The 25,609-nt window shown below is 72.3% G+C and carries 30 protein-coding genes and 1 pseudogene; 20 read left to right on the forward strand and 11 right to left on the reverse strand.

All coding sequences use genetic code 11. The features are described 5' to 3' along the window. Positions 1–38 precede the first annotated feature (38 nt). Entirely contained in the window at positions 39–2,075 is a 2,037-nt protein-coding gene (locus AC0665_RS27920; RefSeq protein ID WP_478607531.1) for a HelD family protein, read from the forward strand. A 22-nt stretch (positions 2,076–2,097) separates the two neighbouring features. After that, on the forward strand, positions 2,098–2,721 hold the full coding sequence (locus AC0665_RS27925) for an RraA family protein (RefSeq protein ID WP_478706005.1): 624 nt from the start codon (positions 2,098–2,100) through the stop codon (positions 2,719–2,721). Positions 2,722–2,765: 44 nt separating this feature from the next. Here AC0665_RS27925 and AC0665_RS27930 read toward each other — a convergent pair whose 3' ends face one another. Both AC0665_RS27930 and AC0665_RS27935 read right to left on the reverse strand, forming a co-directional pair. Continuing rightward, positions 2,766–3,947, reverse strand: a complete 1,182-nt coding sequence (locus AC0665_RS27930) for a GDSL-type esterase/lipase family protein (RefSeq protein WP_478706006.1) — start codon at positions 3,945–3,947, stop codon at positions 2,766–2,768. A gap of 286 nt (positions 3,948–4,233) precedes the next feature. Continuing rightward, a complete protein-coding gene (locus tag AC0665_RS27935) occupies positions 4,234–4,800 on the reverse strand; it encodes a DUF2269 domain-containing protein (protein WP_478706007.1) in 567 nt (188 codons plus the stop codon). A 111-nt stretch (positions 4,801–4,911) separates the two neighbouring features. On the opposite strand from AC0665_RS27935, the gene AC0665_RS27940 reads away from it, so the two are divergent. Beyond that, a complete protein-coding gene (locus tag AC0665_RS27940) occupies positions 4,912–5,565 on the forward strand; it encodes a class I SAM-dependent methyltransferase (RefSeq protein ID WP_478706008.1) in 654 nt (217 codons plus the stop codon). A gap of 102 nt (positions 5,566–5,667) precedes the next feature. Then, positions 5,668–5,805, forward strand: a pseudogene (locus AC0665_RS27945) (VOC family protein); the annotation flags it as partial. A gap of 15 nt (positions 5,806–5,820) precedes the next feature. Here AC0665_RS27945 and AC0665_RS27950 read toward each other — a convergent pair. Beyond that, positions 5,821–6,222, reverse strand: coding sequence for a hypothetical protein (locus AC0665_RS27950; protein WP_478706009.1), 402 nt, complete (start codon positions 6,220–6,222; stop codon positions 5,821–5,823). A 69-nt stretch (positions 6,223–6,291) separates the two neighbouring features. On the opposite strand from AC0665_RS27950, the gene AC0665_RS27955 reads away from it, so the two are divergent. The 4 genes from AC0665_RS27955 (at position 6,292) to AC0665_RS27970 (ending at position 9,209) form a co-directional block, all read left to right on the forward strand. After that, a complete protein-coding gene (locus AC0665_RS27955; RefSeq protein ID WP_478706010.1) occupies positions 6,292–6,915 on the forward strand; it encodes a TetR/AcrR family transcriptional regulator in 624 nt (207 codons plus the stop codon). Positions 6,916–7,356: 441 nt separating this feature from the next. Continuing rightward, positions 7,357–8,004: a helix-turn-helix domain-containing protein gene (locus tag AC0665_RS27960; protein ID WP_478706011.1), complete on the forward strand. Its 648-nt coding sequence runs from the start codon at positions 7,357–7,359 to the stop codon at positions 8,002–8,004. Between the two features lie 89 nt (positions 8,005–8,093). Then, a complete protein-coding gene (locus tag AC0665_RS27965) occupies positions 8,094–8,762 on the forward strand; it encodes a hypothetical protein (protein ID WP_468636066.1) in 669 nt (222 codons plus the stop codon). Positions 8,763–8,876: 114 nt separating this feature from the next. Then, positions 8,877–9,209, forward strand: coding sequence for a DUF2516 family protein (locus tag AC0665_RS27970; RefSeq protein ID WP_363120005.1), 333 nt, complete (start codon positions 8,877–8,879; stop codon positions 9,207–9,209). Between the two features lie 27 nt (positions 9,210–9,236). On the opposite strand, the gene AC0665_RS27975 is transcribed toward AC0665_RS27970, so the two are convergent. From AC0665_RS27975 to AC0665_RS27990, 4 genes are all read right to left on the reverse strand, one after another. Then, entirely contained in the window at positions 9,237–10,586 is a 1,350-nt protein-coding gene (locus tag AC0665_RS27975) for a PP2C family protein-serine/threonine phosphatase (RefSeq protein WP_468411984.1), read from the reverse strand. Positions 10,587–10,929: 343 nt separating this feature from the next. After that, positions 10,930–12,018 (reverse strand): C40 family peptidase, encoded by a 1,089-nt coding sequence (locus tag AC0665_RS27980; protein WP_468411982.1) that lies wholly within the window; start codon positions 12,016–12,018, stop codon positions 10,930–10,932. 254 nt (positions 12,019–12,272) lie between these two features. After that, the gene (locus tag AC0665_RS27985; protein ID WP_478706012.1) at positions 12,273–13,091 is read right to left on the reverse strand and encodes a class I SAM-dependent methyltransferase; all 819 of its coding nucleotides are present in this window, start codon (positions 13,089–13,091) and stop codon (positions 12,273–12,275) included. 31 nt (positions 13,092–13,122) lie between these two features. Continuing rightward, positions 13,123–13,539: a CPCC family cysteine-rich protein gene (locus tag AC0665_RS27990; RefSeq protein WP_468636072.1), complete on the reverse strand. Its 417-nt coding sequence runs from the start codon at positions 13,537–13,539 to the stop codon at positions 13,123–13,125. Between the two features lie 249 nt (positions 13,540–13,788). Between AC0665_RS27990 and mshA the strand changes: the two genes are divergently transcribed. Continuing rightward, complete coding sequence (gene mshA / locus AC0665_RS27995) at positions 13,789–15,126, forward strand: D-inositol-3-phosphate glycosyltransferase (RefSeq protein WP_468411976.1); 1,338 nt, start codon at positions 13,789–13,791, stop codon at positions 15,124–15,126. Further along, positions 15,119–15,652: a type III secretion system chaperone family protein gene (locus tag AC0665_RS28000; protein ID WP_478607549.1), complete on the forward strand. Its 534-nt coding sequence runs from the start codon at positions 15,119–15,121 to the stop codon at positions 15,650–15,652. The genes mshA and AC0665_RS28000 overlap by 8 nt, the downstream gene beginning before the upstream one ends. On the opposite strand, the gene AC0665_RS28005 is transcribed toward AC0665_RS28000, so the two are convergent. Then, positions 15,625–16,443, reverse strand: coding sequence for a helix-turn-helix transcriptional regulator (locus AC0665_RS28005; protein ID WP_478607551.1), 819 nt, complete (start codon positions 16,441–16,443; stop codon positions 15,625–15,627). The two genes, AC0665_RS28000 and AC0665_RS28005, sit on opposite strands and share 28 nt — an antisense overlap. A gap of 49 nt (positions 16,444–16,492) precedes the next feature. Between AC0665_RS28005 and AC0665_RS28010 the strand changes: the two genes are divergently transcribed. Together AC0665_RS28010 and AC0665_RS28015 are read left to right on the forward strand one after the other, a co-directional pair. Further along, positions 16,493–16,918 carry a DUF2000 family protein gene (locus AC0665_RS28010; RefSeq protein WP_478706013.1) on the forward strand — a complete coding sequence of 142 codons (426 nt, stop codon included), beginning with the start codon at positions 16,493–16,495 and terminating at the stop codon, positions 16,916–16,918. A gap of 130 nt (positions 16,919–17,048) precedes the next feature. Next, entirely contained in the window at positions 17,049–17,801 is a 753-nt protein-coding gene (locus AC0665_RS28015; RefSeq protein WP_478607557.1) for a YqeB family protein, read from the forward strand. Positions 17,802–17,816: 15 nt separating this feature from the next. Here the strand turns inward: AC0665_RS28015 and AC0665_RS28020 are convergent, their stop codons facing one another. Then, positions 17,817–18,236, reverse strand: a complete 420-nt coding sequence (locus tag AC0665_RS28020) for a nuclear transport factor 2 family protein (RefSeq protein WP_468411966.1) — start codon at positions 18,234–18,236, stop codon at positions 17,817–17,819. Positions 18,237–18,419: 183 nt separating this feature from the next. On the opposite strand from AC0665_RS28020, the gene AC0665_RS28025 reads away from it, so the two are divergent. Continuing rightward, a complete protein-coding gene (locus AC0665_RS28025) occupies positions 18,420–18,755 on the forward strand; it encodes a DUF6233 domain-containing protein (RefSeq protein WP_366049951.1) in 336 nt (111 codons plus the stop codon). A gap of 309 nt (positions 18,756–19,064) precedes the next feature. Further along, entirely contained in the window at positions 19,065–19,601 is a 537-nt protein-coding gene (locus AC0665_RS28030) for a GNAT family N-acetyltransferase (protein ID WP_478706014.1), read from the forward strand. Positions 19,602–19,720: 119 nt separating this feature from the next. Here the strand turns inward: AC0665_RS28030 and AC0665_RS28035 are convergent, their stop codons facing one another. Beyond that, positions 19,721–20,998 carry an MDR family MFS transporter gene (locus AC0665_RS28035; RefSeq protein WP_478706015.1) on the reverse strand — a complete coding sequence of 426 codons (1,278 nt, stop codon included), beginning with the start codon at positions 20,996–20,998 and terminating at the stop codon, positions 19,721–19,723. 183 nt (positions 20,999–21,181) lie between these two features. Here AC0665_RS28035 and AC0665_RS28040 point away from each other — a divergent pair, with 183 nt between their 5' ends. The 3 genes from AC0665_RS28040 (at position 21,182) to AC0665_RS28050 (ending at position 23,123) form a co-directional block, all read left to right on the forward strand. After that, complete coding sequence (locus tag AC0665_RS28040; RefSeq protein ID WP_478706016.1) at positions 21,182–21,943, forward strand: phosphoglyceromutase; 762 nt, start codon at positions 21,182–21,184, stop codon at positions 21,941–21,943. A 185-nt stretch (positions 21,944–22,128) separates the two neighbouring features. Next, complete coding sequence (locus AC0665_RS28045; RefSeq protein WP_478706017.1) at positions 22,129–22,614, forward strand: DUF4265 domain-containing protein; 486 nt, start codon at positions 22,129–22,131, stop codon at positions 22,612–22,614. Positions 22,615–22,796: 182 nt separating this feature from the next. Then, positions 22,797–23,123 carry a GYD domain-containing protein gene (locus AC0665_RS28050; protein ID WP_366049953.1) on the forward strand — a complete coding sequence of 109 codons (327 nt, stop codon included), beginning with the start codon at positions 22,797–22,799 and terminating at the stop codon, positions 23,121–23,123. Positions 23,124–23,191: 68 nt separating this feature from the next. On the opposite strand, the gene AC0665_RS28055 is transcribed toward AC0665_RS28050, so the two are convergent. Then, a complete protein-coding gene (locus tag AC0665_RS28055; protein WP_478706018.1) occupies positions 23,192–23,488 on the reverse strand; it encodes a ribosomal protein L7/L12 in 297 nt (98 codons plus the stop codon). Between AC0665_RS28055 and AC0665_RS28060 the strand changes: the two genes are divergently transcribed. From AC0665_RS28060 to AC0665_RS28070, 3 genes are all read left to right on the forward strand, one after another. Then, positions 23,469–23,864, forward strand: coding sequence for a mycothiol transferase (locus AC0665_RS28060; RefSeq protein WP_478706019.1), 396 nt, complete (start codon positions 23,469–23,471; stop codon positions 23,862–23,864). The genes AC0665_RS28055 and AC0665_RS28060 overlap by 20 nt on opposite strands. Positions 23,865–24,005: 141 nt before the next feature. Beyond that, positions 24,006–24,413: a YciI family protein gene (locus AC0665_RS28065; RefSeq protein WP_468411952.1), complete on the forward strand. Its 408-nt coding sequence runs from the start codon at positions 24,006–24,008 to the stop codon at positions 24,411–24,413. Between the two features lie 8 nt (positions 24,414–24,421). Beyond that, entirely contained in the window at positions 24,422–25,606 is a 1,185-nt protein-coding gene (locus AC0665_RS28070) for an RNA polymerase sigma factor (protein WP_478607911.1), read from the forward strand. The last annotated feature ends 3 nt before the right edge of the window (positions 25,607–25,609 follow it).

Below are 25,609 nucleotides of genomic sequence, written 5' to 3' on the forward strand. Positions count from 1 at the left end.
TATTTAACTCGGTCACGTTTTCGCGTACGCTCGGTGGAATGACCTCCACCGAGCCTGCCCTCCAGCACGTCCTCGACCGGGAACGCGCCCACCACGAACGCTGCCGGACCGCCCTCGCCGCGATGGTCGAGGGCGCCGGTGAACAGGTCGTCGTCGGGGAGGACGTCTCCGCGTCCGGCGCCGACGCCGAAGTCCTCGGATACCGGCTGCGCAGCCGGGCGAAGGCACTGCGCGAGCTGCCCGAGGGGCCGTTGTTCTTCGGGGCCCTCGTGGGCGGGGAGGCCGTCCGCGGTGGGGAGGGCCGGCTGCACATCGGGCGGCTGCGGATCTCCGAGCACCCGGCCGAACCACCCCTGGTGGTCGACTGGCGCGCCCCCGTCTCACGCGCCTTTTACCAGGCCTCGGCCCGGGACCCGCAGGGCGTGGCGGTGCGCAGGCGGTTCGGATGGGCGCCCGGCAGCCGGGGCGACTCCGCCGATCTCACCGGCCTGGAGGACGAGCACCTGGAGCAGGGGGAGACGCGGCAGAGCGCGATCGTCGCCCGGGAGATCGAACGGCCCCGGGTGGGGCCCATGCGGGACATCGCCGCGACGATCCAGCCCGAGCAGGACGACCTCGTCCGGGGGGATCTGACGCTGTCGGTGTGCGTGCAGGGCGCGCCGGGCACCGGCAAGACCGCCGTCGGGCTGCACCGGGCCGCCTACCTGCTGTACACGCACCCGCAGCGCATCCGGCGCGGCGGGCTGCTGATCCTCGGGCCCAACCGCACCTTCCTTTCGTACATCGCCGAGGTGCTGCCCGCCCTCGGTGAGACGGGGGTCCGGCAGTCGACCCTGGGAGAGGAGATCGCGCGCTGCCCGGTGCGGGGCGTCGACGACGAGCGGGCCGCCGTCGTGAAGCACGACGCCCGGATGGCCGAGGTGCTGCGGCGGGCGCTGTACGCACGGGTGCGGATCGAGGCGGACGGCGCGGAGCTCGCCCTGCCGGACGGGGCCTACCGGTGGCGGGTGCCGGCGCGGGAGCTCGCGCGGATCGTGGCCGAGGTGCGCGAGGAGGAACCGCCGTACGGGGTCGGGCGGGAGCGCGTACGGGCGCGGATCGTGCGGTGTCTGCGCGAGCAGGTGGAGCGGCGGGCGGGGCCGCCGCCGCACTCCTGGGTGCGGCGGGTCGAGCGGTCGCGGCCGGTGTCGGCGTACGTCGACGCGGTCTGGCCGCGGGTGCGGCCCGAGGAGGTCGTGGCCGCGCTGCTGGGCGACGAGGAGGTGCTGGCGTCGGCCGCCGAGGGGCTGCTCGACGACGGCGAGCAGCGGGCGCTGCGATGGCAGCGGCCGCCCCGGTCGTGGAAGTCGGCGCGCTGGTCGGCCGCCGACCTGGTGCTGCTGGACGAGGTGGCCGGGCTGATCGGGCATCCGGAGGGGTACGGGCATGTCGTCGTCGACGAGGCGCAGGACCTGTCCCCGATGGAGTGCCGGGCCATCGCCCGCCGGGCCCGCTTCGGTTCGCTGACGGTGCTCGGCGATCTGGCGCAGGGGACGACGCCCTGGGCGGCCCGGTCCTGGCACACCGTCCTGACGCACCTGGGGAAACCGGACGCGGCCGTGGTCGCCCTGACCACCGGGTTCCGGGTGCCGAAGGCGGTCGTGGGATTGGCCAACCGGCTGCTGGAGCGGCTGGACGTGGACGTGCCGCCGGCCCGTTCGCTGCGCGGGGACGGGGAGTTGCGCATGCGGGAGACGACGGTGGACGGCGTGCCCGGGGCGGTGGTGGCCGCCGTACGGGACGCGCTGGGGCGGGAGGGGTCGGTCGGGATCGTCGCGGCGGACGCGGATGTCCCGCGGCTGCGGGCGGCGCTGGAGGCGGCCGGCATCCAGGCGGCGGGCCCGGACGAACCGGGGGCGCGCATCTGCCTGGTGCCGGCGAGCGTGGTCAAGGGCCTGGAGTACGACCATGTCGTGGCCGTCGAACCGGCGGCGATCGCCGAGGCGGAGGAACGGGGACTGCACCGGCTGTACGTGGTGCTGACACGGGCGGTGTCACGGCTGGAGGTGGTGCACGGAAGGCAAGTGCCCTTCTAGGGCGGGGGGTTAGGTTCATGCCATGACCGAAGCAGACGCGTTCACCGACATCCCCACGACCACGCTGGCCGATCTGCTGGGCCGCGGCCGGGTGATGGACATCGGCATCCGGCCGCTGTGGGGCCCGGTGCCCCGGGTGGCCGGACCGGCCTTCACCGTACGGTGCCCTCCCGGCGACAACCTCATGCTGCACGCCGCGATCCACCGGGCCGGGCCCGGCTCGGTCGTCGTCGTGGAGTCGGGCGACCTGGACTACGCCCTGGCCGGGGGCAACGTCTGCGCCGTCGCCCGACGCCGGGGCATCGCCGCCTTCGTCGCCGACGGGCTGATCCGCGACCTGGCCGAGGTGCGCGACCTGCGCTTCCCGGTGTTCGCCCGCGGTGTCGTCCCCATCCCCGGGAGCAAGTCGGCCGCCCTGCCGCTGAACGAGCCGGTGCGCTGCGGCGGGGTCACGGTCGACGCGGGCGACACGGTCGTCGCCGACGAGGAGGGCGTCGTGGTGGTGCCCGCCGCCCGGCGCGAGGAGGTGCTGGACGCGGCCCGGACGAAGCTGGCGAAGGAGGCCGCGCAGACCCTGGACGCGTGGGAGGCGGACCACCGGGCGCGGATCGACCGGATCCTCGCGGAGCAGAATTTCCAGGGCTGACCGGTGCCCGGCCGGCCGGGCGCTCCGGCGCGGCGGGGCAGCGCTCAGCGCTCCGCCGAGAAGGGCCCTCCCCCGGTGAACGCCAGCTCGTGGAAGCGGGCGCCGATGTGCCGGTGGGTCGCCGCGTCCGGGTGGACGTGGTCGGGCAGGGGGAGGGCGGCGGCGTCGGCGGCGCCGTAGAGGTCGAGGCCGTCGAGGTAGTGCAGGTTCGGGTCGTCGGCGGCGCGCCGGCGGACGATGCGGGACAGTTCGTCGCGGATCACGGTGAGAGTGAGCGCGCCGGTGGGCGTCTGTGCCGGATCGCCCATGGCTTCGAACAGGAGGCGGCCCTCGGCGAGTTCCCGGGCATCGGGGGCGGTGGGGCCGGGCGTGTCCTCGTGGATGGCGCAGTGCAGGGGGGAGACCACCAGCAGCGGGGTGTCGGGGTGCCCCTCGCGGATCGTGTCGAGGAAGCCGTGCACGGCGGGACCGAAGGCCCGCAGCCGCATCGCGTCCCGGTTGACGAGGTTGATGCCCACCTTGACACTGATCAGATCGGCCGGGGTGTCCCGCATGGCGCGCGCGGTGAACGGGTCGAGCATCGCGCTGCCGCCCAGGCCGAGGTTGATCAGTTCCACCCCGCCGCGCAACGCGGCGATCGAGGGCCAGACGGCCGTCGGGCTCGCCCCGTCGGAGCCGTGGCTGATCGAACTGCCGTGGTGCAGCCACACCCGGCGGCCCCGGTCCGGCAGGGGCGTGACGGGGGCGTCCGTCCGCAGGGCGACCAGTTCGGTGCTCTCGTTGTGCGGCAGCCAGATCTCGACGTCCTTGTCGCCCCGGGGCAGGCCCTCGAAGCGGACGGTGCCGGCCGGGCCGGGCGCGAACTCGCTCTCCCAGGTGGTCAGGTCGACGGTGAGGACGTTGCCGCCGGTGGCGGAGGCCTGCCCGGCCGGACGGCCGTCGACGAGCAGGTCGTACAGACCGTCCGGGCGCGGCGGGAAGCCGGTGTACTCGCGTTTGGTGCGCAGCGTGTCCAGTTCGACGGCGGTCGCGGCGGTACGGAAGGCCAGGCGTACGCCGGAGGGCTGGGCCTCGGCCATCGCCAGCTGCGGGTCGGTGTTCTGCGCGCGGGCCCGGGCCGGGAGCCGGTGCGGGAGCAGGCCGTGCTCGGTGCGCTCCACGTCGAGGGCGCCGCGCAGCAGGTCCGCCGTGAGGGGCGTGGTGATCCAGTCGTGCTCGGTGTGCATGGGTGTCAGCCTCGGGGATCGGTCGGGGCCGCGGGCCGGTTCCGCAGCAGCGTGTCGAGGGCGTCGAGGATCCGGGCCCAGGAGTCTCGGTGTCCGGGGTTCCGCCGCTGAAACCGCCGACGGGCCGTGCGAGCCGGATGCCCGGCCGTCTGGGAGGGGGCTGTGCGGGCCGGATGCCCGGCTGTCCGGGAGGGGGCTGTGCGGGCCGGATGCTCAGCCGTCCCGGAGGGTGCCGTGCGGGCTGGATGCCCGGCCGTCCCGGAGGGGTGCCGTGCAGGTCGGATGCTCAGCCGTCCCTGAGAGGCCGTCGGGCCGAGGTGCGCAGTCTTCTGCCCCGGCGGGTGAGCCCCCAGGGCTTCAGGACGGAGATCACCGTCATGAAGACGTAGGCCGACAGCGACACGACCGGCCCGAACAGCACGTCACCCGCGTCGGGCAGCGGCCCGCCCGCGGAGACGGCCGTGACCGCGGTGTTCACCCCGGGACGCAGCGCGAACACCGTGGCGGTGGTCGTGGCGAGGGTCAGCCAGAACTTCGTGTACACCCACCGGTGGCGGGCCAGGCCCCACACCGTGCCCAGCGACAGCGCCAGGCCGCTGAGGAGCGTGAGGAACGCGAGGGGGAGCAGGAGCCAGTCGGCGAAGAGCTTCATGGCGCGTACGGAGGACTCCACGGTCGCGGGGGATCCGGTGGTGGCCGCCGTGCTCCCGAGCGCGAACAGCCCGAGGGTCAGCCCGAGCCAGCCGGCGGAGGCGACGACGTGCACGACGAGAACGGCCCGGCGGGCCGGGCGGCCGAGCCTCGGCGGCGGGCCCGGGCTCGAAGCGGCTTTCGGTTTCTGTTGCGTGGTCACGCGACCACCGTGCCGGGCCGGGGCGGTGGGGTCGTCGCACGGCGGGAGTAAGCCGGTGTACCGGCTTCGGAGTACGGGCCGTGTGTCACCGCGGTGCCCTACGGTGCCGGGATGACCGAACCTTCCCACCTCACCGCGATCCGCAGGTCCTACGACACCGTCGCCGTCGACTACACCCGGCGCGTCAAGGAACCGGCCGCTCTGGACCCGGTGTCGCGCGCGATGCTGTCCGCGTTCGCCGAGCTGGTCCGGCCCCCGCACCCCGGGCCGGTCGCCGACCTGGGCTGCGGCCCCGGCAAGGTGACGGCCCACCTGGCCGCCCTGGGGGTACCGGTGTTCGGCGTGGACGTGTCGCCGAAGATGATCGAACTGGCCCGGGCGGCGTACCCGGAACTGAGCTTCACCGTCGGCTCGATGACCGCCCTGGGCCTGGCCGACGGCGCACTCGGCGGCATCCTCGCCCACTACTCCACCCACCACACCCCGCCGCGGTGGCTGCCGACCGTCTTCTCCGAGTTCCACCGCACGCTCGCGCCCGGCGGCCGGCTGCTGCTGGCCGGCCACGTCGGCGACGGCGAGCACCTCCGCCCCACCCGTGCCTACGGCGACCATCCGGTGTCCTACGAGTCCTACCTCCTGCCGCCCGACCGCATCGCCGAACTGCTCGGCCAGGCCGGGCTGGTGGTCACCACCCGGCTGGTGCAGGAGCCGGAGGGCACCTCGAAGAGGCGGACCGGCATGTTCCTGGCCCACCGGCCGGAATGACACCGACGCGAGCGCACCGGCCGCCCGGTCGTGGAGCAGCCCTAGCCTGAACTCCTCCTCGGACACGCCCTCCACACCATGCGCCCGGCGCACCGAACTTCGGACGAGGCGGAAGCCGGGTTGCTGGAGTTGGGTGCCGGGAAGCCGGAAGGGCAGCCGGACGAGGCGAAGTGGCGTGTGCTCACGGATCCGGCCGGGCACCCGTTCCGCATCGTGAGGGGACGCGCGGTGCAGGGGTGAGGTGTCCGGTCTCGCTCAATCCGAGGTCATCCGCGTAGGGGCAGCGGCGATAAGCAGCGCGGCGAACGCGATGGGGGCGGCTGTCTGGTAGCCCATCCAGACTTCGCCACCGGCGCTGCTGCCCTGCCACGCCATCAGGAGGCCAGCCAGGGCCGCCAACACCCAGCCGCTGTCGTAGGCAATCATGAGCCGCGTGTAGGTGCGCATCGACCGGCTGCGCGTGTATCTGATCTCGATGCCACCGCCGATGAGCAGGGCCACCCCTGCGACGACCATCAGCCAGGCCGACGTGCCGAGTAACCGGCCGAGCGGAGCAGCGCCGGCGATGTAGACAGCGGCGAGCAACAACTTGAAGGCACCATCCGCGATGGCACCCACCATCTGGCGGGTCACCTGCGATGCCACGCCCTGGGCCATGAGCGTCCTCCTCGAAGCTCGCCCCGACTGGTTCCGTAACGAGATTACGGCAATAATCAAACTATGAGAATGACGAGAGCGGAGGCCAAGGAACACAACCGCCGCGCCTTGCTGGACGCCGCGTTCCAGGTCGTTTCCCGGGACGGATACCGGGCCAAGCTTGATGAGATCGCCGAGCGCGCCAACCTGACCACCGGCGCCATCTACTCACTGTTCGGGAGCAAGAACGGCCTGGTGGTCGCCTTGGTCGCCGACTATCTGCGGCCGTACTACGAGGAGATCGAGCAGGCGGTTCCCGCTGGACTTGACCTGCTGGAAGCGGTCGACGCCTTCGCCCGGTACTACCGGCGCAGTTGTGACGTCCCCGACGCGTTGTCTGGTCTGTCGCTCCAGATCACCTTGCTGGACATGGCCCTGCACGACCCAGAGCTGGGGTCCCAGCTCGCCACGTCCATCCGGGCGCAGGAGAACCATCTGATCGCGCTGTTCACCGGAAGATCGCACAACGGAAGCGTCGTGACGTCGCAACAGGCGCAACGCCTGACCACCGCGCTCAGGGCGCTCTTCGTCGGTCTCAGTCAGGGTGTCACTCTCGGTCTTGCCCCTGGTGCCGACGAGCAGTACTTCGCCGACGTCGCCCGCTCCTTGGCATCCGGCATGTCCCTCATCGATCACGATGCGGGTGGTTCGTGACGGTCACTGCAGAAGAGCCGCGCCACGGGTGGGCAGCCGCTGCAGGGTGCTCAAAGACCTGCCCGCCTCCTTCACGACCGCAGGCACCAGCCGCACCAGCGACCTGGCGGACAAGCGCTCCGTCCGCAGTTCCGTCGTCAGCCCGTGGTGCCGGAGCAGGTGGTAGAGCACCGGCCGCACCCCGAGAGGATCACCGACCGCCCGAGCCCCCGCCAGCAACCCCAGCGGCTCGCTGAACCGCCGGCAGGGCGTCAGCCAACCCGGGCGCAGGCATGGCCCGGGATTGAGCGAGACGTGCGAGTCGATGCCTCATGAAGACCGCTGCCCCGACTTCGCAGGGACGGGACATGAGGCGACTGCCTCGTTCGCCTCGCGGGTGGCGTGGCGCACTTTTGCAAGCGGGTGCTTGCAATAGTTAGCGCCGTGTTGCAGGGTGGAGCCATGGCATCGCTCAACGTCGGCAACCTCGGTGACTATCTGCGCGAGCAGCGGCGCACCGCGCAGCTGTCGCTCCGGCAGCTCGCCGACGCCGCCGGGGTGTCGAACCCGTACCTCAGCCAGATCGAGCGCGGGCTGCGCAAGCCGAGCGCGGAGGTGCTCCAGCAGGTCGCCAAGGCCCTGCGGATCTCCGCCGAGACGCTGTACGTGCGGGCCGGGATCCTCGACGCCGAGCGGGGCCGGGACGAAGTGGAGACGCGGGCCGTCATCCTCGCCGACCCGACGCTGCACGAGCGGCAGAAGCAGGTGCTGTTGCAGATCTACGAGTCCTTCCGCAAGGAGAACGGATTCGGGACCGGTGAGGGCACCGGCGACTCGGACGGCCAGGGCGTCGCGGGTGTCGTCGGCCTGATCGCCGGGGACGGCGCGGCGGGCGTCGACGGGGACGCTTCCCACGCCGACGCCGGCACCGGGATACCGCGGACCGGCCCGGCCGACGGCACTCCGCCCGCCCGGCGCCGCGGCAGCAGGAAGACCGTCAAGAGCGCCGGCCATGGCACCGGCAAGAACGACGGCGGTACGACCGCCGGCCGTCGGACCCGCGAGGGCGCCGACGGCAGTGACACCGATCCGCAGCAGACGGCCGGCTGAGCCGGACCAGGGCACCGGCCGTACCGCCGCGGATCACCGAACCCTCAGCCGAACCCTCAAGCGAGACTGAATCCGGGAGGACCTCCACCATGGCCATCACCGACGACCTGCGCAAGACCCTCAGCAACCCGACCCCGCTCTACTTCGCCGCAGGCACCGCCGACCTCGCCCTTCAGCAGGCCAAGAAGGTGCCGGCGCTGGTGGAGCAGCTGCGCTCCGAGGCCCCCGCGCGGATCGACGCCGTACGCAACACCGACACCAAGGCCGTCCAGGAGAAGGCCTCCGCCCGGGCCAAGGAGGCCTCGGCCCGCGTCAAGGAGACGCAGGAGACCCTGCAGACCAAGGTCACGCAGTTCATCGGCTCCATCGACGTCGACATCAAGAAGCTCGGCAGCACGATCGACGCGGACCTGAAGAAGATCGGCGAGAGCGCCCAGGACTTCGCGCTGCGCGGCGTCGGCGTGGCCGCCGAGTACGCCGTCAAGGCCCGTGAGACCTACGAGAAGGTCGCCGAGCACGGCGAGCAGGCCGTGCGGACCTGGCGCGGCGAGGCCGCCGAAGGCATCGAGGGCGTCGCCGAGGGCGTCGAGGAGCTGGCCGTGGCCGTCGAGCCGAAGCGCCAGCCGGTCGAGGTCAAGGAGGAGCCGGCGAAGCCCGCCGCCGCTGCCGCCCCCGCCGCCAAGAAGACCCCCGCCGCCAAGAAGGCCCCGGTGCGCAAGCCCACCACCGCCAAGAAGACCACTCCGCCGGCCAAGTAGGACCGCGGGGCGATCATCCGCGACGGGCCGGGCACCCTGGGGGTGTCCGGCCCGTTGGTACGGGTACGGTGACCGCGTAGGGACGAGCCGAGTCAGGTGGTGGGCGTTGTGCTGATGCAGGGCTTCGCGGGGTTCATGTGGCTTCTGAGCATGGCCCTGATCGTGTTCAGCGGTTTCGCGTTGTTCGACGCCGCCCTACGCCGGGAGGACGCCTACCGCGCGGCCGACAAGAAGACCAAGCCCTTCTGGCTGATCATCCTGGCGATCGCCTTCGTGGTGAACCTGCTGTTCCCGATCCTGTCGTTCCTGCCGATCATCGGCCTCATCGCGACGATCGTGTACATGGTCGACGTACGCCCGGCGATCCGCGCGCTCCCGGGCGGCGGCCGCGCCGGGCGCGGCTCCAGCAGCGACGGCCCCTACGGCCCGTACAACGGCGGCCGGTAACCGGCCCGAGCGGCCGGGCGCCCGAGGCTAGGGCACCCGGTCCAGCAGCAGGACGGCCACGTCGTCCGTCAGCTCGCCGCCGTTGAGGTCGCGTACCTCGTTCACCGCCGCCCGCAGCAGCTGCTCGCCCCGCAGGCCCTCGGCGAACTGGCGGCGGACCATTTCGGTCATGCCCTCCTGGCCGAGCCGCTCCCTGCCCTGGCCGATGTGGCCCTCGATCAAGCCGTCGGTGTAGAGCATCAGGCTCCACTCGGCTCCCAGCTCCACCTGCGTCCGCGGCCAGCGGGCGCCGGGCAGCAGCCCGAGAGCCGGTCCGTTGTTGTCGTACGGCAGCAGGCGGGCCGGCTTGCCCGGCCGGGCCAGCAGCGGGGAGGGGTGGCCCGCGAGGCACAGGGCGGCGCGGCGGCCGTCCGGCGCGATGTCCACCATGCACAGCGTCGCGAAGATCTCGTCGTCGGACCGCTCGTGCTCCAGCACCTGCTGAAGGGTGCCCAGCAGCTGGTCGCCGCACAGTCCCGCCAGCGTCAGCGCCCGCCACGCGATCCGCAGCTCCACCCCGAGGGCGGCCTCGTCCGGGCCGTGCCCGCAGACATCGCCGATCATGGCGTGCACGGTGCCGTCGGGCGTCCGCACGACGTCGTAGAAGTCACCGCCGAGCAGCGCGCGCGAGCGGCCCGGGCGGTACCGGGCGGCGAACCGCAGCGAAGAGCCCTCCAGCAGCGGCGTCGGCAGCAGGCCGCGCTCCAGGCGGCGGTTCTCCTGCGCCCGCAGCCGGCCCTCGGCGAGCCGGCGCTCGGCCGACTCGGAGCGCTTGCGCTCCACCGCGTAGCGGATCGCGCGGCTCAGCAGCCTGCCGTCCAGCTCGTCGCGGAAGAGGTAGTCCTGGGCGCCGACCCGCACCGCCTCGGCGCCGCGCTCGGCGTCGCCCGACGCGGTCAGCGCCAGCACGGCGTGCCGGGGCGCGAGCTCCAGCACGTGCCTGAGCACGGCGAGCTCGTCCTCGGAGTCGCCGTGGCCCGGCGCGGGCAGCGCCAGGTCCAGCAGGATGCAGTGGACGTCGTCGGTCAGCAGCCGTCCGGCCTCGGTGAGGTTGCGGGCCGTGCGGACGCGGATCGGCTTGCCTGCCTGGTCGAGCATGTCCGGCACGATCGGCGAACCGGCCGGGTCGTCCTCGATCAGCAGCAGCGTCAGGTTCGTGTGGGCGGTGTGGTTCTCCACCTTGTCCGTGGTGTTCCCGGCGGTGTCCGGCGTGCGGCCCGCGGGCGAGGTGTCCTGCGCGGACGCCTGTGCGGATCCGCCGCGCGGGGACGCGGCCTGCTGCGCCTGACCACTTTCCGCGGCCGGGATCGCTCTCTGCCGCGGTATGGGTACGGGCATCGTCTTGGGTTCCTTCCCTCCCCCCGAGGGCATGGCGGGGGCGAGGGACCTCGACCCACCGACGGGGACCATAGCGGGTGTCGGCGCCGCATAGGAATGGTGTGAGCCACGCCGCTGCGCCACCGGCCAGTGTCATATGCCGCCATTTGCCCCGCAGTTGGACAGCTCGAAGATGCTGCGGGGATGACGAACGTCACGTCGGCGTGCGGTGGGTGCGCCGCGGGGCGTGCGCTGGGTCACGTGGGCCGGGTCACGCGTGTCCGCTATCCGGTGGCTCCCGTCCGGCCGCGCGACGCGATCCAGGGTCCGCCCCGCGACGCCGGCATGATCCGAACGGCAGGCCCTAGTTGGGGCCGGCGTCGGCGTCCGGCCGTACCACCCCGAGGATGGGCATCGTCCCGGCCCCCGCGATCGTCACGGTCCGCCCGGGCCGGGGCGCGTGCACGATCGCCCCGTCGCCGATGTACATCGCGACATGGCTGGCGTCGTCGAAGTAGATGACGAGGTCGCCGGGCCGCATGTCCTGGACGTCGATGTGCCGCAGCTGTTTCCACTGTTCCTGCGAGGTGCGCGGGATGCCGCGGCCGGCCGAGATCCAGGCCTGTGACGTCAGCCCCGAGCAGTCGTACGTCTCCGGGCCCTCGGCGCCCCACTGGTACGGCTTGCCGATCTGGGCCGTGGCGTACTGCACGGCCTTCTTGCCCTGCGCGGAGGCCTTTCCGTCGATCTCGTCGAGGATGCCGGAGCCGAGCCAGGCGGTCTGCGCCTTGTTCGCGGCCTCCTTCTCCAGCTCGGCGAGGCGCTCCTGCTCCTCCTTCTGGAGGGCGGACTCGAGCTTCTCCGCCTGCGCGATCTGCTTCTCGATCTTCTTCTGCGCGGCGGCCTTGGCCTTGCGGCCCGCCTCCAGCTTCTTCCACTGCGCGGAGGCGTCCTTGGCGTACTGCTCCAAGTCCTCCTGCGTGCGGGTCAGTTCGCCGAGCAGGCCCTTGGTCGCGTGGTGGCCCTCGCGGACCCGGCCCGCGCCGTCGAGGAAGTCCTGCGGATCGTCGCTCAGCATCAGATGGGCCTCGGGCGGCAGCCCGCCGCCGCGGTACTGGGCGGCGGCCGCGGCGCCCGCGCGGGCCTTCAGCTTCCGCAGCTTCTCCTGGCCTTTGACGATCTTCTCGGCCAGTTCGACGACCTCGGCGGACTGCTTGTCCGCCTTCTCCTCGGCGGCGTTGTACTCCTCCGTGGCGCGGCCCGCGGCGCGGTAGAGCCTGTCGAGCTTCTTGCGTACGGCTTCGAGGTCCTTGGCGGGTGCGAGCGCCGCTCCCGCGCTCGGGGTGGGGGAGGGGGTGGGACTCGCGAACGCCGTGCCCGGTGCCGCCAGCACCGTGACCGCGCAGACCACGGCCACCGCCGTCGCGATCAGGCCACGCTTGCCCGTTCCCATACTCCGGCCCCCAACTGATTAACCGTCAGTAACATGCGGTTCGCCTGGGGATGCTGCCATGCCGGCCCGGAAAGCGACAGGGGTAGTACTTCCCACCGCTCCCTCGCCGGTATGCCCCGGCATGAAGATCTCCCCGCCTGTGTGACGAAGGACTCAAAGAGATCGTTCCAGACGGGCCCGTCCGGACCGCGGAACCGGGCGCCGGGTTGCGCGAGAAAGACCGGATCGAAGGAGTCGGACGCCGGATCGAGGAGTCAGGCGCGCGGGGCCAACGCCTCCCACCGGAGGGTCACTTCCCCCTGCCGCCATCGCGCAGGGCCGTCCGTCACCGGCCAGTCGGCCGAAAGGTCGCGCACCGCCCGGATCCAGCGCTGCCGGGCGCCGTAGGAGGCGTAGGGCGTGGCGGCCGCCCAGGCGCGGTCGAAGTCGCGCAGGAAGGCGTGCACCGGCTCGCCCGGGACATTGCGGTGGATGAGCGCCTTCGGCAGGCGTTCGGCCAGGTCGGAGGGGCGTTCCAGGGAGCCCAGCCGGGTCGCGAAGGTGACCGTGCGCGGTCCTTCCGGGCCGAGCGCGACCCATACGTGCCGGCGCCCGATCTCGTCGCAGGTCCCCTCGACCAGCAGCCCGCCGCGCGACCCGGTCGCCGGGTCGGCCGGGGCCAGCCGCCCGCACAGCCGCTCCCACACGGCCGCCACCTCGCCCTCCTCGTACTGCCGCAGCACGTTCGCCGCTCGGACGAGCAGGGGCCGCTGCGGGATCGGGATCTCGAAGCCGCCGTGCCGGAAGACCAGCCCCGCCCGTGCGTAGGGCAGCGCCGCGGCGACCCGGGCCGGTTCGATCTCGACGCCCACCACGCGGGTGCGGGGTGCGGCCGTGCGCAGGCGTTGCAGCAGCTCGACGGCTGTCCAGGGGGCGGCGCCGTACCCGAGGTCCACCGCCACCGGATCCTCGGCGCGGCGCAGCTCGGCGCCGTGCGTGGCCGCGATCCAGCGGTCCATGCGGCGCAGCCGATTGGGGTTGGTCGTCCCGCGCGTCACCGTGCCCAGGGGTCGGGTCGCCGCGCGGGATGTCATGCCTACGAGGTTAAGCGGCTTCCGGGGCCGGTCAGGGCCGGAGGTGCCGCCGCCAGTACGTGGGGCGCCAGTAGTACAGGGTGGTGAGGTCGTCGGGCATGGGGTCGTGGGCCGGTCCCTGCTCGAACGGGTCCCGGTCCGGGTCGGCGGTCCGAAACCCCGGGTCCAGCGGCTCGTCGTCCCGCGGTGGCCGCACACGGCGCCGCATCTCCTCGGTCACGGCGCCGAACCGCCGGTAGTTCGTCTGCGCCTCGATCAGACTCAGCCCGTGGTTGGGGCCGAACCCGGCCGTGGGGTGGCGGAGCTGGAAGGGGTCTTCCTCCCAGTAGCAGACCGGGCAGATCTCGTAGGCCCACAGCTCGCCGAGGGTCCGGTGGCCGCAGCACGGGCAGGGCAGGAGTTCCTCGGGCGGAGGAGGCGGTGCGGGGTCATGCCGTGTGCCTGTCATGCCCATGAGCTTAGAGAATCCCGCGAACCCGGCGGCTCGCCCGCCCGTGCTCGTCCGCCCGTGCTCGCCCGCCCGTGCACGCCCGCTCGGGCCGGGGCGCTTTCGTTCTCGAACGGTTGAGCGACAAGCGGTAATGATTCGGTAAAACTGGCGAATCAGGAAATGGAGCCCATCCCTCCGGTGTTGGACCTCGTCGGAGGCCTTCGTGCGCCCTGCGAAAGGCATGCCCCGAGCGAGGAGGAACGCCACGTGAGCCAGTACATCGGCAGGCTCGGTCGGCGCTCCGCGTCGTCCTCCGCGCGTCTGCGGCTGCACCGCAGGCCACGCCGCGTCGCCATGCTCTCCGTGCACACCTCCCCGCTCCACCAGCCGGGCACCGGCGACGCCGGCGGCATGAACGTCTACATCGTGGAGCTCGCGCAGCGCCTCGCCGCGCACGGCGTCGAGGTCGAGATCTTCACGCGCGCGACCGCGGCCGCCCTCCCGCCGACCGTCGAACTGGCCCCCGGCGTCCTCGTCCGGCATGTCGACGCCGGTCCCTACGAGGGCCTCAACAAGGAGGACCTGCCCGCCCAGCTGTGCGCCTTCACCCACGGCGTGATGCAGGCCTGGGCCCATCACCGCCCCGGCCACTACGACCTGGTGCACTCCCACTACTGGCTCTCCGGCCATGTCGGCTGGCTCGCCGCCCAGCGCTGGGGCGTCCCCCTGGTGCACGCCATGCACACCATGGCCAAGGTCAAGAACGCCAACCTGGCCGACGGCGACACCCCCGAACCGGCCGCCCGCGTCATCGGCGAGACCCAGATCGTCTCCGCCGCCGACCGTCTCATCGCCAACACCACCGAAGAGGCCGACGAACTGGTCCGCCACTACGCGGCCGAGACCGGCAAGGTCGCCGTCGTCCACCCCGGGGTGAACCTCGGCCGCTTCTCGCCCGCCGACGGCCGCGCCGCCGCCCGGGCCCGCCTCGGCCTGCCGAGGGACGCGCTGATCCCGCTCTTCGCCGGCCGCATACAGCCCCTGAAGGCCCCGGACGTGCTGCTGCGCGCCGTCGCCGTCCTCCTCGACGAGCGCCCCGAACTGCGTTCGCGCATCCTCGTGCCCGTCGTCGGGGGCCCCTCCGGCAGCGGCCTGGCCAAGCCCGAGGGCCTGCAGAAGCTGGCCGCGCGCCTGGGCATCGCGGACGTCGTACGGTTCCGCCCTCCGGTCGGCCAGGAGCAGCTCGCGGACTGGTTCCGCGCCGCCTCCGTGCTGGTCATGCCCTCCTACAGCGAGTCCTTCGGCCTGGTCGCCATAGAGGCGCAGGCGGCGGGCACCCCGGTGCTCGCGGCGTCGGTCGGCGGCCTCCCGGTCGCCGTGCGCGACGGGCACACCGGCTTCCTGGTGAGCGGGCACGACCCGGCCGACTACGCGCGCGTGCTGGGCCGTTTCGCCGACGACCCGCGGCTGGCCGACGAACTGGGCGGCCAGGCCGCCCGGCACGCCCAGTCCTTCGGCTGGGACACGGCGGCCGCGGCCACGGTGGACGTCTACACGGCCGCGATGCAGGCCCATCGCCGTCGCGTACGCTCGCCGCATGGGTGAAACCGATCAGGAACAGCGCGCGGTCCAGGTCGTCGAGGCGGTGCTGAAGGACGCCGAGCTGGAGTGGGAGAGCCCCCGGCCGGGCACCTACGTCGCCCAGCTCCCCGGCACCCGCAAGCTCAAGACCACGGTCTCCCTGATCGTCGGCCGCCACTCGCTGTCGCTGAACGCCTTCGTCATCCGCCACCCCGACGAGAACGAGCAGGGCTTCCAGCGCTGGCTCCTGGAACGCAACCTGAAGCTCTACGGCGTCAGTTACGCCGTCGACCAGCACGGCGACGTGTACCTCACCGGCCGTCTCTCCCTGTCCGCCGTCACCGCCGACGAGCTCGACCGCCTGCTCGGCCAGGTCCTGGAGGCGTCCGACGGCGCCTTCAACACGCTGCTGGAGCTGGGCTTCGCGTCGGCCATCCGCAAGGAGTACGAGTGGCGGGTGACGCGGGGGGAGTCCACGCGCAACCTGGACGCGTTCGCCCACCTCACCCAGCGCCCCGAGCGTCAGGACCTGCCCGGCGCCGGGGCCTGACCCGCCCGGTAACGCCCCGGCGGCACCCCCACCAGCCTGCGGAAGTGCCGCGTCAGGTGCGACTGGTCGTAGAACCCGGCCGCCACCGCCACCTCGCCCGGTGAACGTCCCTCCAGAAGCAGCCGCCGGGCGCGCCCCACCCGCAGGGACGTCAGGTACTGGTGCGGCGCGATGCCGTACGCGGTGCTGAACGCCCTTACGAGATGGGCCGGATGGGCGCCGAGCAGCCCGGCGGCCTCCCGCAGGACGACACCCTCGACGACCCGCTCGTCCAGCAACTCCCGCAGCCGCCGCGCGAGAACGGGATCGGCCGGCCGAGGGGACACCGGGTCGCCCCGCAGATGCCCGCGCAACCGCTCCCCGACGAGCATCAGCCTGCTCTCGGCCTCCAGTTCCTCCCCTTGCCGCTCCAGCGCGCCGTGCAACTGCCCCACGCGCCGCCGCAGCAGCGGATCGCGCAGATCGGGCCGGTCGACGGCGGCTCCGATGAGCTCGTCCCCGAGGTGCGTCGTGTCCAGGTACAGCACCCGCTTGCGAAAGCCGTCCGGGGTGGCGGGGGAGCCGTTGTGCGGCACGTGCGGCGGCAGCAGCGACACCGTGTCGTGCGGGGTGCCGTGCTCGTGCCGGTCGAGGTCGTACCGCACGGCGCCGGTGTCGACGATCAGCAGCGTCCAGGCGTCGTGGACGTGCATCGGATAGGCGTACTCGGTGAACCGGGCGTGGAAGACCTCGACGACACCCCGGACGGCGGGACGCCAGGCGGAGACGATCCGGGAGGACTCGCAGACCATGCAAAGAACGTACAAGACCCCGGCGGGGGCCGCCGGGCACGCTCGGGGCATGGACACCGAACCGATCCGCTTCGACACGAAGATCGCCGTGCTGCTGCGCGCGGACCTTGAGCCCTGGCAGCGCCTCAACGTCACATCGTTCCTGGTCAGCGGCCTGGGAACACAGCTTCCCGAGGTGATCGGCGAACCGTACGAGGACGCGGACGGCGTGCCCTACCTCCCCATGTTGCGCCAGCCGGTCATGGTCTTCGAGGCCACGAAGGAGACCCTGACCGCCGCCCACGCCCGTGCCCTCTCCCGCGCCCTGCCCCGCGCGGTCTTCACCTCCGACCTCTTCGCCACGGGCAACGACCGCGACAACCGCGCCGCCGTACGGGCCGTGCCGACCGCGGACCTGGACCTCGTGGGTCTCGCGGTGTACGGCCCGAAGAACGCGGTGGACAAGGTGGTGAAGGGGGCGCGGATGCACCCGTGAGAGCCGGGGGTGGCGGCCGGGGGCGACAGAAGTCGCGGGCGTGCCCGGTGCCCGGGAGGGCGACCAAAGTCGCGGGCGCGTAGACCAACGGCTGACGACAGGGCGGACGGCTCCTCACGAGACTGGCCCCATGGAGGAAGTCAGAAACGTTCCCTTGCGCAAGAGCCCCCGGCCACAGGCGGCCGGGGTGACGGAACTCGCCGAATCGGCCTGGGCCCTCGTGCTCTTCTGCGTCGTCTGCGGTGCGGTGGCCGGCGCGCTGCTCCCGCTCCTCGCCCGCCTGCTGCTCGCCCTGCCGTGGGCCCCGCTCGAAGGCCCGGCCGAACTGCTGACCTCGGTTCCGGAACCCGCCCTCACCCTCGGCACGACCGGGCTGGGCGCCCTCGGCGGACTGCTGCTCGGCTTCATGGCGGTGCACGAGTCGCTGTCCGTCCGCGTCCACGACGCCCAGGTGACGCTGACCGTCAGGGACACCGCGCAGGAGTTCACCCGCGAGGAGATAGCAGCGTGCTTCCGGGACGGCAGGCAACTCGTTCTGCTCGCCCCCGGCGGCCTGGAACTCGCGCGGGAGCGCTGCGGCCTGAACTGGCGGCGCCTCGCGGACGCCCTCACCGCACACGGGTACCCGTGGGAGGAACAGGACCCGTACCGCGCCGAGTTCCGCCGCTGGGTGCCGGGCACCCCGGGACTGCCCGAGGGCGCGGACGCCCTGCTGCGGGCCCGCGCCCAGACCCGTGAGGACCAGCACGGCGCCGACGCCCGGGAGCTGCGCGGGGAACTGCTGCGGCTGGGCGTGGTCGTGCGGGACGAGGACAAGCGACAGTACGTCCGGGTCGTGACGGGCGACGCCGACGGGCGCCCGGGGACGCCCGCGCCCCGCTGACTCACGCGGTCGGCGTCAGGGCGTACAGGCCGCGGCGATCGACACGCTGTTCTCGTACAGGTGGTGCCGGGTGATCCGCCCGTCCTCGACCGTGAGCCGCAGCGCGAAGGGGCCCGAGAAGGGCTTGCCGGTCGCCCGCACGGTTCCGGAGAGATGCCCCATGAGCACCGCGTCCGTCCCGTCCACCAGGAACGTGTCGACGGACGCGCGGGCGTCCTCGGGGACGGTGTGGCGGGCCAGCTCGTCGGCCTGCGCCGCGCATTCGGCGGCGGTGGAGCGGGGGCGGATCCAGGGGACGACGGGGTTCTCGGCGAGCATCCAGTCCACCGTGTCGGCGAAGAGCGCGGTGAGTCCCTCGGTGTCACCGGCGAGGCGGAGTTCGAGGAACTTCCGGACGGTGGAACGGGTGGCTTCTGCGGTCTCGGCAGGTGTCATGGGGTTCAGGCTGCCGGGAGGCCGGGGGAACGTCGATTACCCCGGAGGTAACCGTGCCGCCCGGTGCTGGTGGCCCGGATGGCTCGGGGTGGCTTCGATGTGGCTTCGGGGTGGCTTCGAGGTGGGGTAGCTCGGGCGGCCCGGGGTGGGCCGGGAGGCGAGGCCACTTCTAGAATCGAACGCATGAACGATCCAGAGTCGCGGCTCGCGCTGCTCCGTTTCCTGGAGCGGGTGCAGGAGCGCGATCTGGCACGCACCCGGCGGTGGATCGCGGACGAGGAACGCCGGCAGGCCGAACACCGCCGCGGCCTCCTGGCCCGGCCGCCCGCCCCCGACTGGCTGATCGAACGCGGCCTGTCCGGCCAGGAATCGGTGTACGTCCACGTCGGCGGCTGCTGGAACGCGGGCCGGCGCAGCAAGGGCGTCGACCGCGACCGCGCCCGACGCGCCCTCGCCGAGGGCGTACAGGCCTGCCCCCAGTGCCGCCCGGACACGGAGCTCGGCTTCGTGGACGGGTAGGAGGGCGCCTCCGAGGCGGGCGGTGATCGCTTCCCGGCGGCGGTGTCCGGGGCGGGTGGCGTTCGCACTCGGCGCCCGGAGCCCTGTTGTCAGTGCCCGTGTCAGTGCCCGTGTCAGTGGCGGGGGCTAGGGTCTGGGTGCGCGGCCGGCTTCCGGGGGTTCCAGCTCCGCAGACATGGTTGCATCCCCGTCCTGTCCGGGGGCGGCCCGGAGAAGTCGTCCGGGACCCAACCGACGGTCGGGCTTCGTCGATCGCCACGAGGTGACCTGCCAGCGCCGGCCGCGCATCCCCGGACCATCATGGCCGCCATGTCTGCGAACCAGCCCGCCCCGGTCCCGTCCGTCACACGGCTCTCCCGCTACACGAGGACCGACCAGGACGAGATCCTCGGCACCGGCGACGACCCCTTCGGCGTGGCCGAGGCCGGCCTGACCTGGCTTCCCAAGGAGGAACACTTCGGCGTCCGGCTCGACGGCCGCCTGGTGGCACACGCCGGTCTGCTGCGACTGCCCGTCGCGATCGGGGACGTCGAGACCGAGGTGATGGGCGTGGGAGGAGTGGCCGTGGCACCCGACGTACGGGGCCGGGGCCTGGCCCGGCTCGTGCTGTCGGCGGCCCTCGACCACGCTCGGGCGCGAGGCCCTCGGCACGCGCTCCTGTTCTGCCGGCCTCCCCTCGTGCCCCTGTACCAGCGCCTGGGATGGCACCCGCTCGACACGGAGGTACTCGTCGAACAACCAGGCTCCAGGGTGGTCACCATGCCGCTGCGCACGATGGTGACGCCCTTGCGCGACCAGGCGCGCTGGCCGTCGGGCCGAGTGCGGCTGCACTCCCTGCCGATGTGACCGATTGACCTATGGCCGATGTGACCCCGACGGCCAATGTGACCGATGTGGCGAGCCGGGGCCACCGTCGCGTCGGGGCGAGGGGCGTCACCGCAGTGGGTGACTCCCGCTCCTCCCCGTCACCCGGCCCCGACCTCCGGCTGCGGCCGCACCCCCACCGGGGGCTCGATCACCGTGTCCTCCTTGCCCTCCCCGGGAAGCTGCCGCATCAGCACGGCGTACCCCGCACCGGCCACCGTCCCGACCACGGCGCACAGCCCCCACAGCCACTCCGCCCCGAATCGGTCGATGACGACCCCGGACAGCAGCGGAGCGACGAGCGCGGCCACCGACCAGGACATCGTGTACATGCCCTGGTAGCGCCCGCGTCCCTGCACGGGCGACAGCCGTACGACGAGACCCGTCTGTGTCGGCGCGTTGACGATCTCCGCGAGCGTCCACACGCACACCGTGAGCGCGATGACCCCCACCGACCCCGCGAAGGCGGTGAGCGCGAAGCCGTACCCCGCGAGGACGGACGAGACGACCAGCAGCCGACGCGGATCCCGGTGTTCGATGAAGCGGGTGACCGGGATCTGGAGGACGACGATCAGCACGCCGTTCACGGCGATCGCCATGCCGTACTCGGCCGGGGCGAAACCGGCCTCGCCCATCGCCACCGGCAGCCCCACCGACCCCTGCTGGAAGATCAGCGCGACGAGGAAGGACAGCCCGACGACGCTCATGAACCGTCCGTCGCGCAGGACGGTCCGCAAACTCACGGAGTCGTCCCGGGCGCCCGTGCCCGGCGTCGGCGCGGAGGGCTTGGACTCCGGCAGCCGCAGGAAGACGAGGATCGCGCAGACCATCGTCATCCCCGACTCGATCAGGAACCCGGCGCGGTAGCTGACCTCGGCGATGAACCCGGCGGCCATGGAGGAGACGGCGAACCCGAGGTTGATGGCCCAGTAGTTGAGGGAGAAGGCCCTGATCCGGTCCTCGGGCCGGACGATGTCGGCCATCATCGCCTGCACGGCGGGCCGCGAGGCGTTGCTCGCCATGCCCACGAGGAAGGCGACCCCGGCGATCGCGACCGGGTCGCGCACGAAACCCAGCAGCGCGACGGACACGGCGGTCGAGGCCTGCGCGATCAGCAGGGTCGGCCGCCGGCCCAGCCGGTCGGTCATCACGCCGCCGCCCAGCGAGGAGATCACCCCGCCGAGCCCGTGCAAGGAGGCGACGAGGCCGGCGTAGGTGGCGGAGTAGCCGCGGTCGACCGTCAGGTACAGCGCCATGAAGGTGGCGACGAAGGCGCCGAGCCGGTTGACCAGCGTGCTGGTCCACAACCACCAGAACTCCCGGGGGAGACCGGAGACCGTCTCCCGGACGGCACGTCGGGCACGCAGGGCGTACGGCATGGATCCCCCCGGAGGTGACAAGTGTCGGCACTGCTTGAAGCCGGCGCGGGTAAGCAGCGCAGGCTGCTAGCGCAAATTACAAGTCGCCGGTCGCCGGAGGCCACTCGATTAACAGATCCCGTCAAACGTCCGCCAGCCGGGCAGCCACGCGAACGGGCGAAAGCGTGGATTACGCTCTGAGGCATGGCCGACGCACCGTACAAGCTGATCCTCCTCCGCCACGGCGAGAGCGAGTGGAACGCGAAGAACCTGTTCACCGGCTGGGTGGACGTGAACCTCAACGAGAAGGGCGAGAAGGAGGCAGTCCGCGGTGGCGAGCTCCTGAAGGACGCCGATCTCCTGCCCGACGTGGTCCACACCTCCCTCCAGAAGCGGGCGATCCGCACGGCCCAGCTGGCCCTGGAGGCCGCGGACCGCCACTGGATCCCGGTCCACCGTTCATGGCGCCTGAACGAGCGCCACTACGGCGCCCTGCAGGGCAAGGACAAGGCGCAGACCCTCGCCGAGTTCGGCGAGGAGCAGTTCATGCTGTGGCGCCGCTCGTACGACACCCCGCCGCCGCCGCTGGACATCGACGCCGAGTACTCCCAGTTCGCCGACCCGCGCTACGCGACCCTCCCGCCGGAGCTGCGCCCCCGTACGGAGTGCCTGAAGGACGTCGTCGTCCGCATGCTCCCGTACTGGTTCGACGCGATCGTCCCCGACCTGCTGACCGGCCGCACGGTCCTGGTCGCGGCCCACGGCAACTCGCTCCGCGCCCTGGTCAAGCACCTGGACGGCATCTCCGACGCGGACATCGCGGGCCTCAACATCCCGACGGGCATCCCGCTCTCCTACGAACTGGACGCCGACTTCAAGCCCCTGAACCCGGGCGGCACGTACCTGGACCCGGAGGCGGCAGCAGCGGCCATCGAGGCGGTCAAGAACCAGGGCAAGAAGAAGTAAGCCGACGCCAGTAAGCCCCCGACCTGCTGTTTCCTGGCAGGCGGGGGCTTTTTGGCGGGGCTGGGTCGTCCCTGGGTCGTGACGGTCTCGGCGCCGACCCACATGGCAAGGGGCGCGCCGCCGAAGCAGACGTCATCGGTCACCCACCTGCGACAGGCGCGGCAGGGTTATGCATCCTGGGCGCCATGACGAACCCCGAAGGCCCGTACGTGAAGGTGCACTTTCGGCTGGAGATCGAAGACGACTGGCCCCCGGCATCGGTGGAGAGCCTGTGGGCCGTCGACCAGGGCGACGGCACAGCGCGGCTCGACAACATCCCGTGGTTCGTTCGAGGCATCGCGTGCGGGGACATCGTGGCCACCGAGCCCGACGAGGAGGGCGTGCGATGGGCCGGCGAGGTGGTACGGCGTTCCGAGAGCTGCACCATCCGCCTCATCGTGTTCCGTGACGGTGGCTCCGAAGCTGCACGGCAGAGCGTCATCAACGCCTTTCACGAACTCGGCGTCTGCGGCGAGGGCATAGAACGGTTCTGCATGGTCGCCCTGGACGTCCCACCCACCGCCGATCTCGCCAGGGTGCAGCGACTCCTCAAGCACGGGGTGGCCAAGGAGTGGTGGGACATGGAAGAGGGCTGCGTCACCGCCGAATGGCGTGCCGCATCCGCCGGCTGACGACGTTCATGAGCCCCCACGGCTGGGCCGTCCCCGGCCCGTCAGGAGCGACGGCGCGAGCGATGGACTCGAACGTCGGCCGGAGCAGCGGGGAGTGGGGGCCATCCGGGGGAAATGCGCGTGGCCCCGGGGGCCTGTCTCACCTTGCGGGGGCATCCCTTGCTGGACGAAAGGGAGACATCGTGCCGCTCTATCTGTCGAGGTTCAGCTATACGCCGGAGACGTGGGCGAGACTCATCGACCACCCCGAGGACCGTGCGAAGGCCGCTCAGTCGTACATCGAGTCCGTCGGCGGCAAGCTGCACGGCTTCTGGTACGCCTTCGGCACCCGCGACGGCTACAACTTGTGGGAGGCCCCCGACAACGTCTCCATGGCCGCGGTCGCCCTGGCGATCAGCGGAGGCGGCGCACTCAGCTCGTTCGAGACGACCGTTCTCCTGAGCATCGACGAAACCATGGAGGCCCTGCGCAAAGCCGGGCAAGTCCGGTACCGGGCCCCCGGCGCGTAGCGGTTCAGGTGAGTTTGCGGGCCCTCCTGCGCCGTCCGAGGCCGCTCCCGACCCTGAACAGGCAAAGGTCAGGGCGAAGGGACCGTGCGCTCACCGGGCTCCGGCTCCTGTCTCCACTCCGCTCTGGCTCCGGCGCTTTGGAGCACAGCGACAGCGGACTGAGCCTCGCCCGGAGACAGACCCCCAAGGAGGGTGACGGGCGCTTGGCGCGCCAGGTCCCGGCTGCGCCACAAGCTCTGCCCGGTCACCTTGCGCACCGCCAGGATCACATCCTTCTCGCGGGGCCCGCAGTCGACGAGCATCACCTCGTGGGACGGGTCGTCGCAGAGCAGCGTGCAGTAGTCGGTGGACTCTTCGTCGGACATCTCGCCCTCCTGCCTCGGCGAACGGCAGCGTAGGTGCCCACGGACGAGGCAGCCACGGCTTTTACGGTGCGGTCGGGGCTCCTCGGCAGGAGGTTGGCGTACACCCGCCGAGCCAGCCAGGGACGGTGTCGCCGACCCGGCGGTCGTCGACGCCGCGTGGCGGCAGTGGCGTACCGAGGTCGAGCGCACCGACCGCTACCTGGCCGGCGTCACCGACCTCACCACCGGCAACGCCGGTCACTCGGACTTCGGCCCCGAACCCGGCGGCCGGCTCCGGCTCCGCGAGATCCTGGTCGCGCTGATCACCGAGTACGCCCGGCACTGCGGCCATGCCGACCTCCTGCGCGAACGGATCGACGGCCGCGTCGGGCAGTGAGACGCACGCACCGCCGAGCCGGACGGCGGGTCGGAAAAAAACCCGAAAAAAACTTCGGCGGCGATGTCGAGAACCCGCGTCCGGCTCCGTCCCCGGGGTGAAGGCGGCCAAGATGGGTCGCAAAGCACCGAGGAGACGACGATGGCCAAGTACCTGCTGCTGAAGCACTACCGCGGCGCCCCGGCACCGGTGAACAACGTGCCCATGGACCAGTGGGCGCCCGAGGAGATCTCGGCGCACATGCAGTACATGAACGACTTCGCGGCCCGGCTCGAGAAGACCGGCGAGTTCGTCGACGGCCAGGCGCTCGCCCCCGAGGGAGCGTGGGTCCGCTACGACGGTGAGGGGCGCCCGCCGGTCACCGACGGCCCGTTCGCGGAGACCAAGGACCTCATCGCCGGCTGGATGATCATCGACGTCGACAGCTACGACCGGGCCGTCGAACTGGCCGGGGAGCTGTCGGCGGCCCCCGGGGCGGGCGGGAGGCCGATCCACGAGTGGCTCGAGGTGCGTCCCTTCCTGACCGCGCCCCCCACCATCACGGAGTGAACCCACTCATGGACGAGGCACTGCTCCGCCGCCTCACCCCGAGCGTGCTCACGATCCTCGTCCGCCGCGGAGCCGACTTCGCGGCGGCCGAGGACGCCGTGCAGGAGGCGCTGATCGAGGCGCTGCGCGTGTGGCCGGCCGACTCTTCCCCGGGCTCTCGGCCCGACTCCGGCAAGGGAGACCCCGTTCGGGATCCGAAGGGCTGGCTGGTCACCGTCGCCTGGCGCAAGTTCCTCGACCACACGCGGGCGGACAGCGCCCGCCGCCGGCGTGAGGACCTGGTCGTCGAGGAGCCGGCGCCCGGGCCGGCGCCCGATGTGGACGACACACTCCAGCTCTACTTCCTGTGCGCCCACCCCTCGCTCACACCGTCGTCGGCGGTCGCGCTCACCCTGCGCGCCGTCGGCGGTCTCACCACCCGGCAGATCGCCCGGGCGTACCTCGTCCCCGAGGCGACCATGGCGCAGCGCATCAGCCGGGCCAAGCGCACCGTCTCCGGTGTGCGGTTCGACCAGCCCGGCGATGTCGCCACCGTGCTGCGCGTGCTCTACCTGGTCTTCAACGAGGGCTACTCCGGCGACGTCGACCTCGCCGCCGAGGCCATCCGGCTGACCCGGCAGCTCGCGGCCCGCATCGACCATCCCGAGGTGGCCGGGCTGCTCGCCCTCATGCTGCTCCACCACGCCCGACGCGCCGCCCGTACCGCGCCCGACGGCAGCCTGGTCCCGCTCGCCGAGCAGGACCGCGGCCGGTGGGACACGCGTCTGATCGCCGAGGGCGTCGCGATCCTCCAGGCGGCCCTCGCCCGTGACCGGCTGGGCGAGTTCCAGGCGCAGGCCGCCATCGCGGCCCTGCACGCCGACGCGCCGACCGCCGAGGAGACCGACTGGGTGCAGATCGTCGAGTGGTACGACGAGCTGCTGCGCCTGACGGACAGCCCGGTCGTGCGGCTCAACCGCGCGGTGGCCGTCGGCGAGGCAGACGGGCCGCGCGCGGGCCTCGCCGCGCTCGCGGCCCTGGACGACTCGCTGCCCCGCCACACCGCGGTGGCGGCCTACCTCCACGAGCGTGACGGCGACCTGGACACGGCGGCCCGCCTGTACAGCGAGGCGGCCCGGAAGGCTCCCCACCTCGCCGAACGCGACCACCTGACCCGTCAGGCGGCCCGCCTCAACGCCGCCCTGCGCCGCTGACGG

It is taken from the genome of Streptomyces sp. NPDC043685 (genome assembly GCF_056436585.1).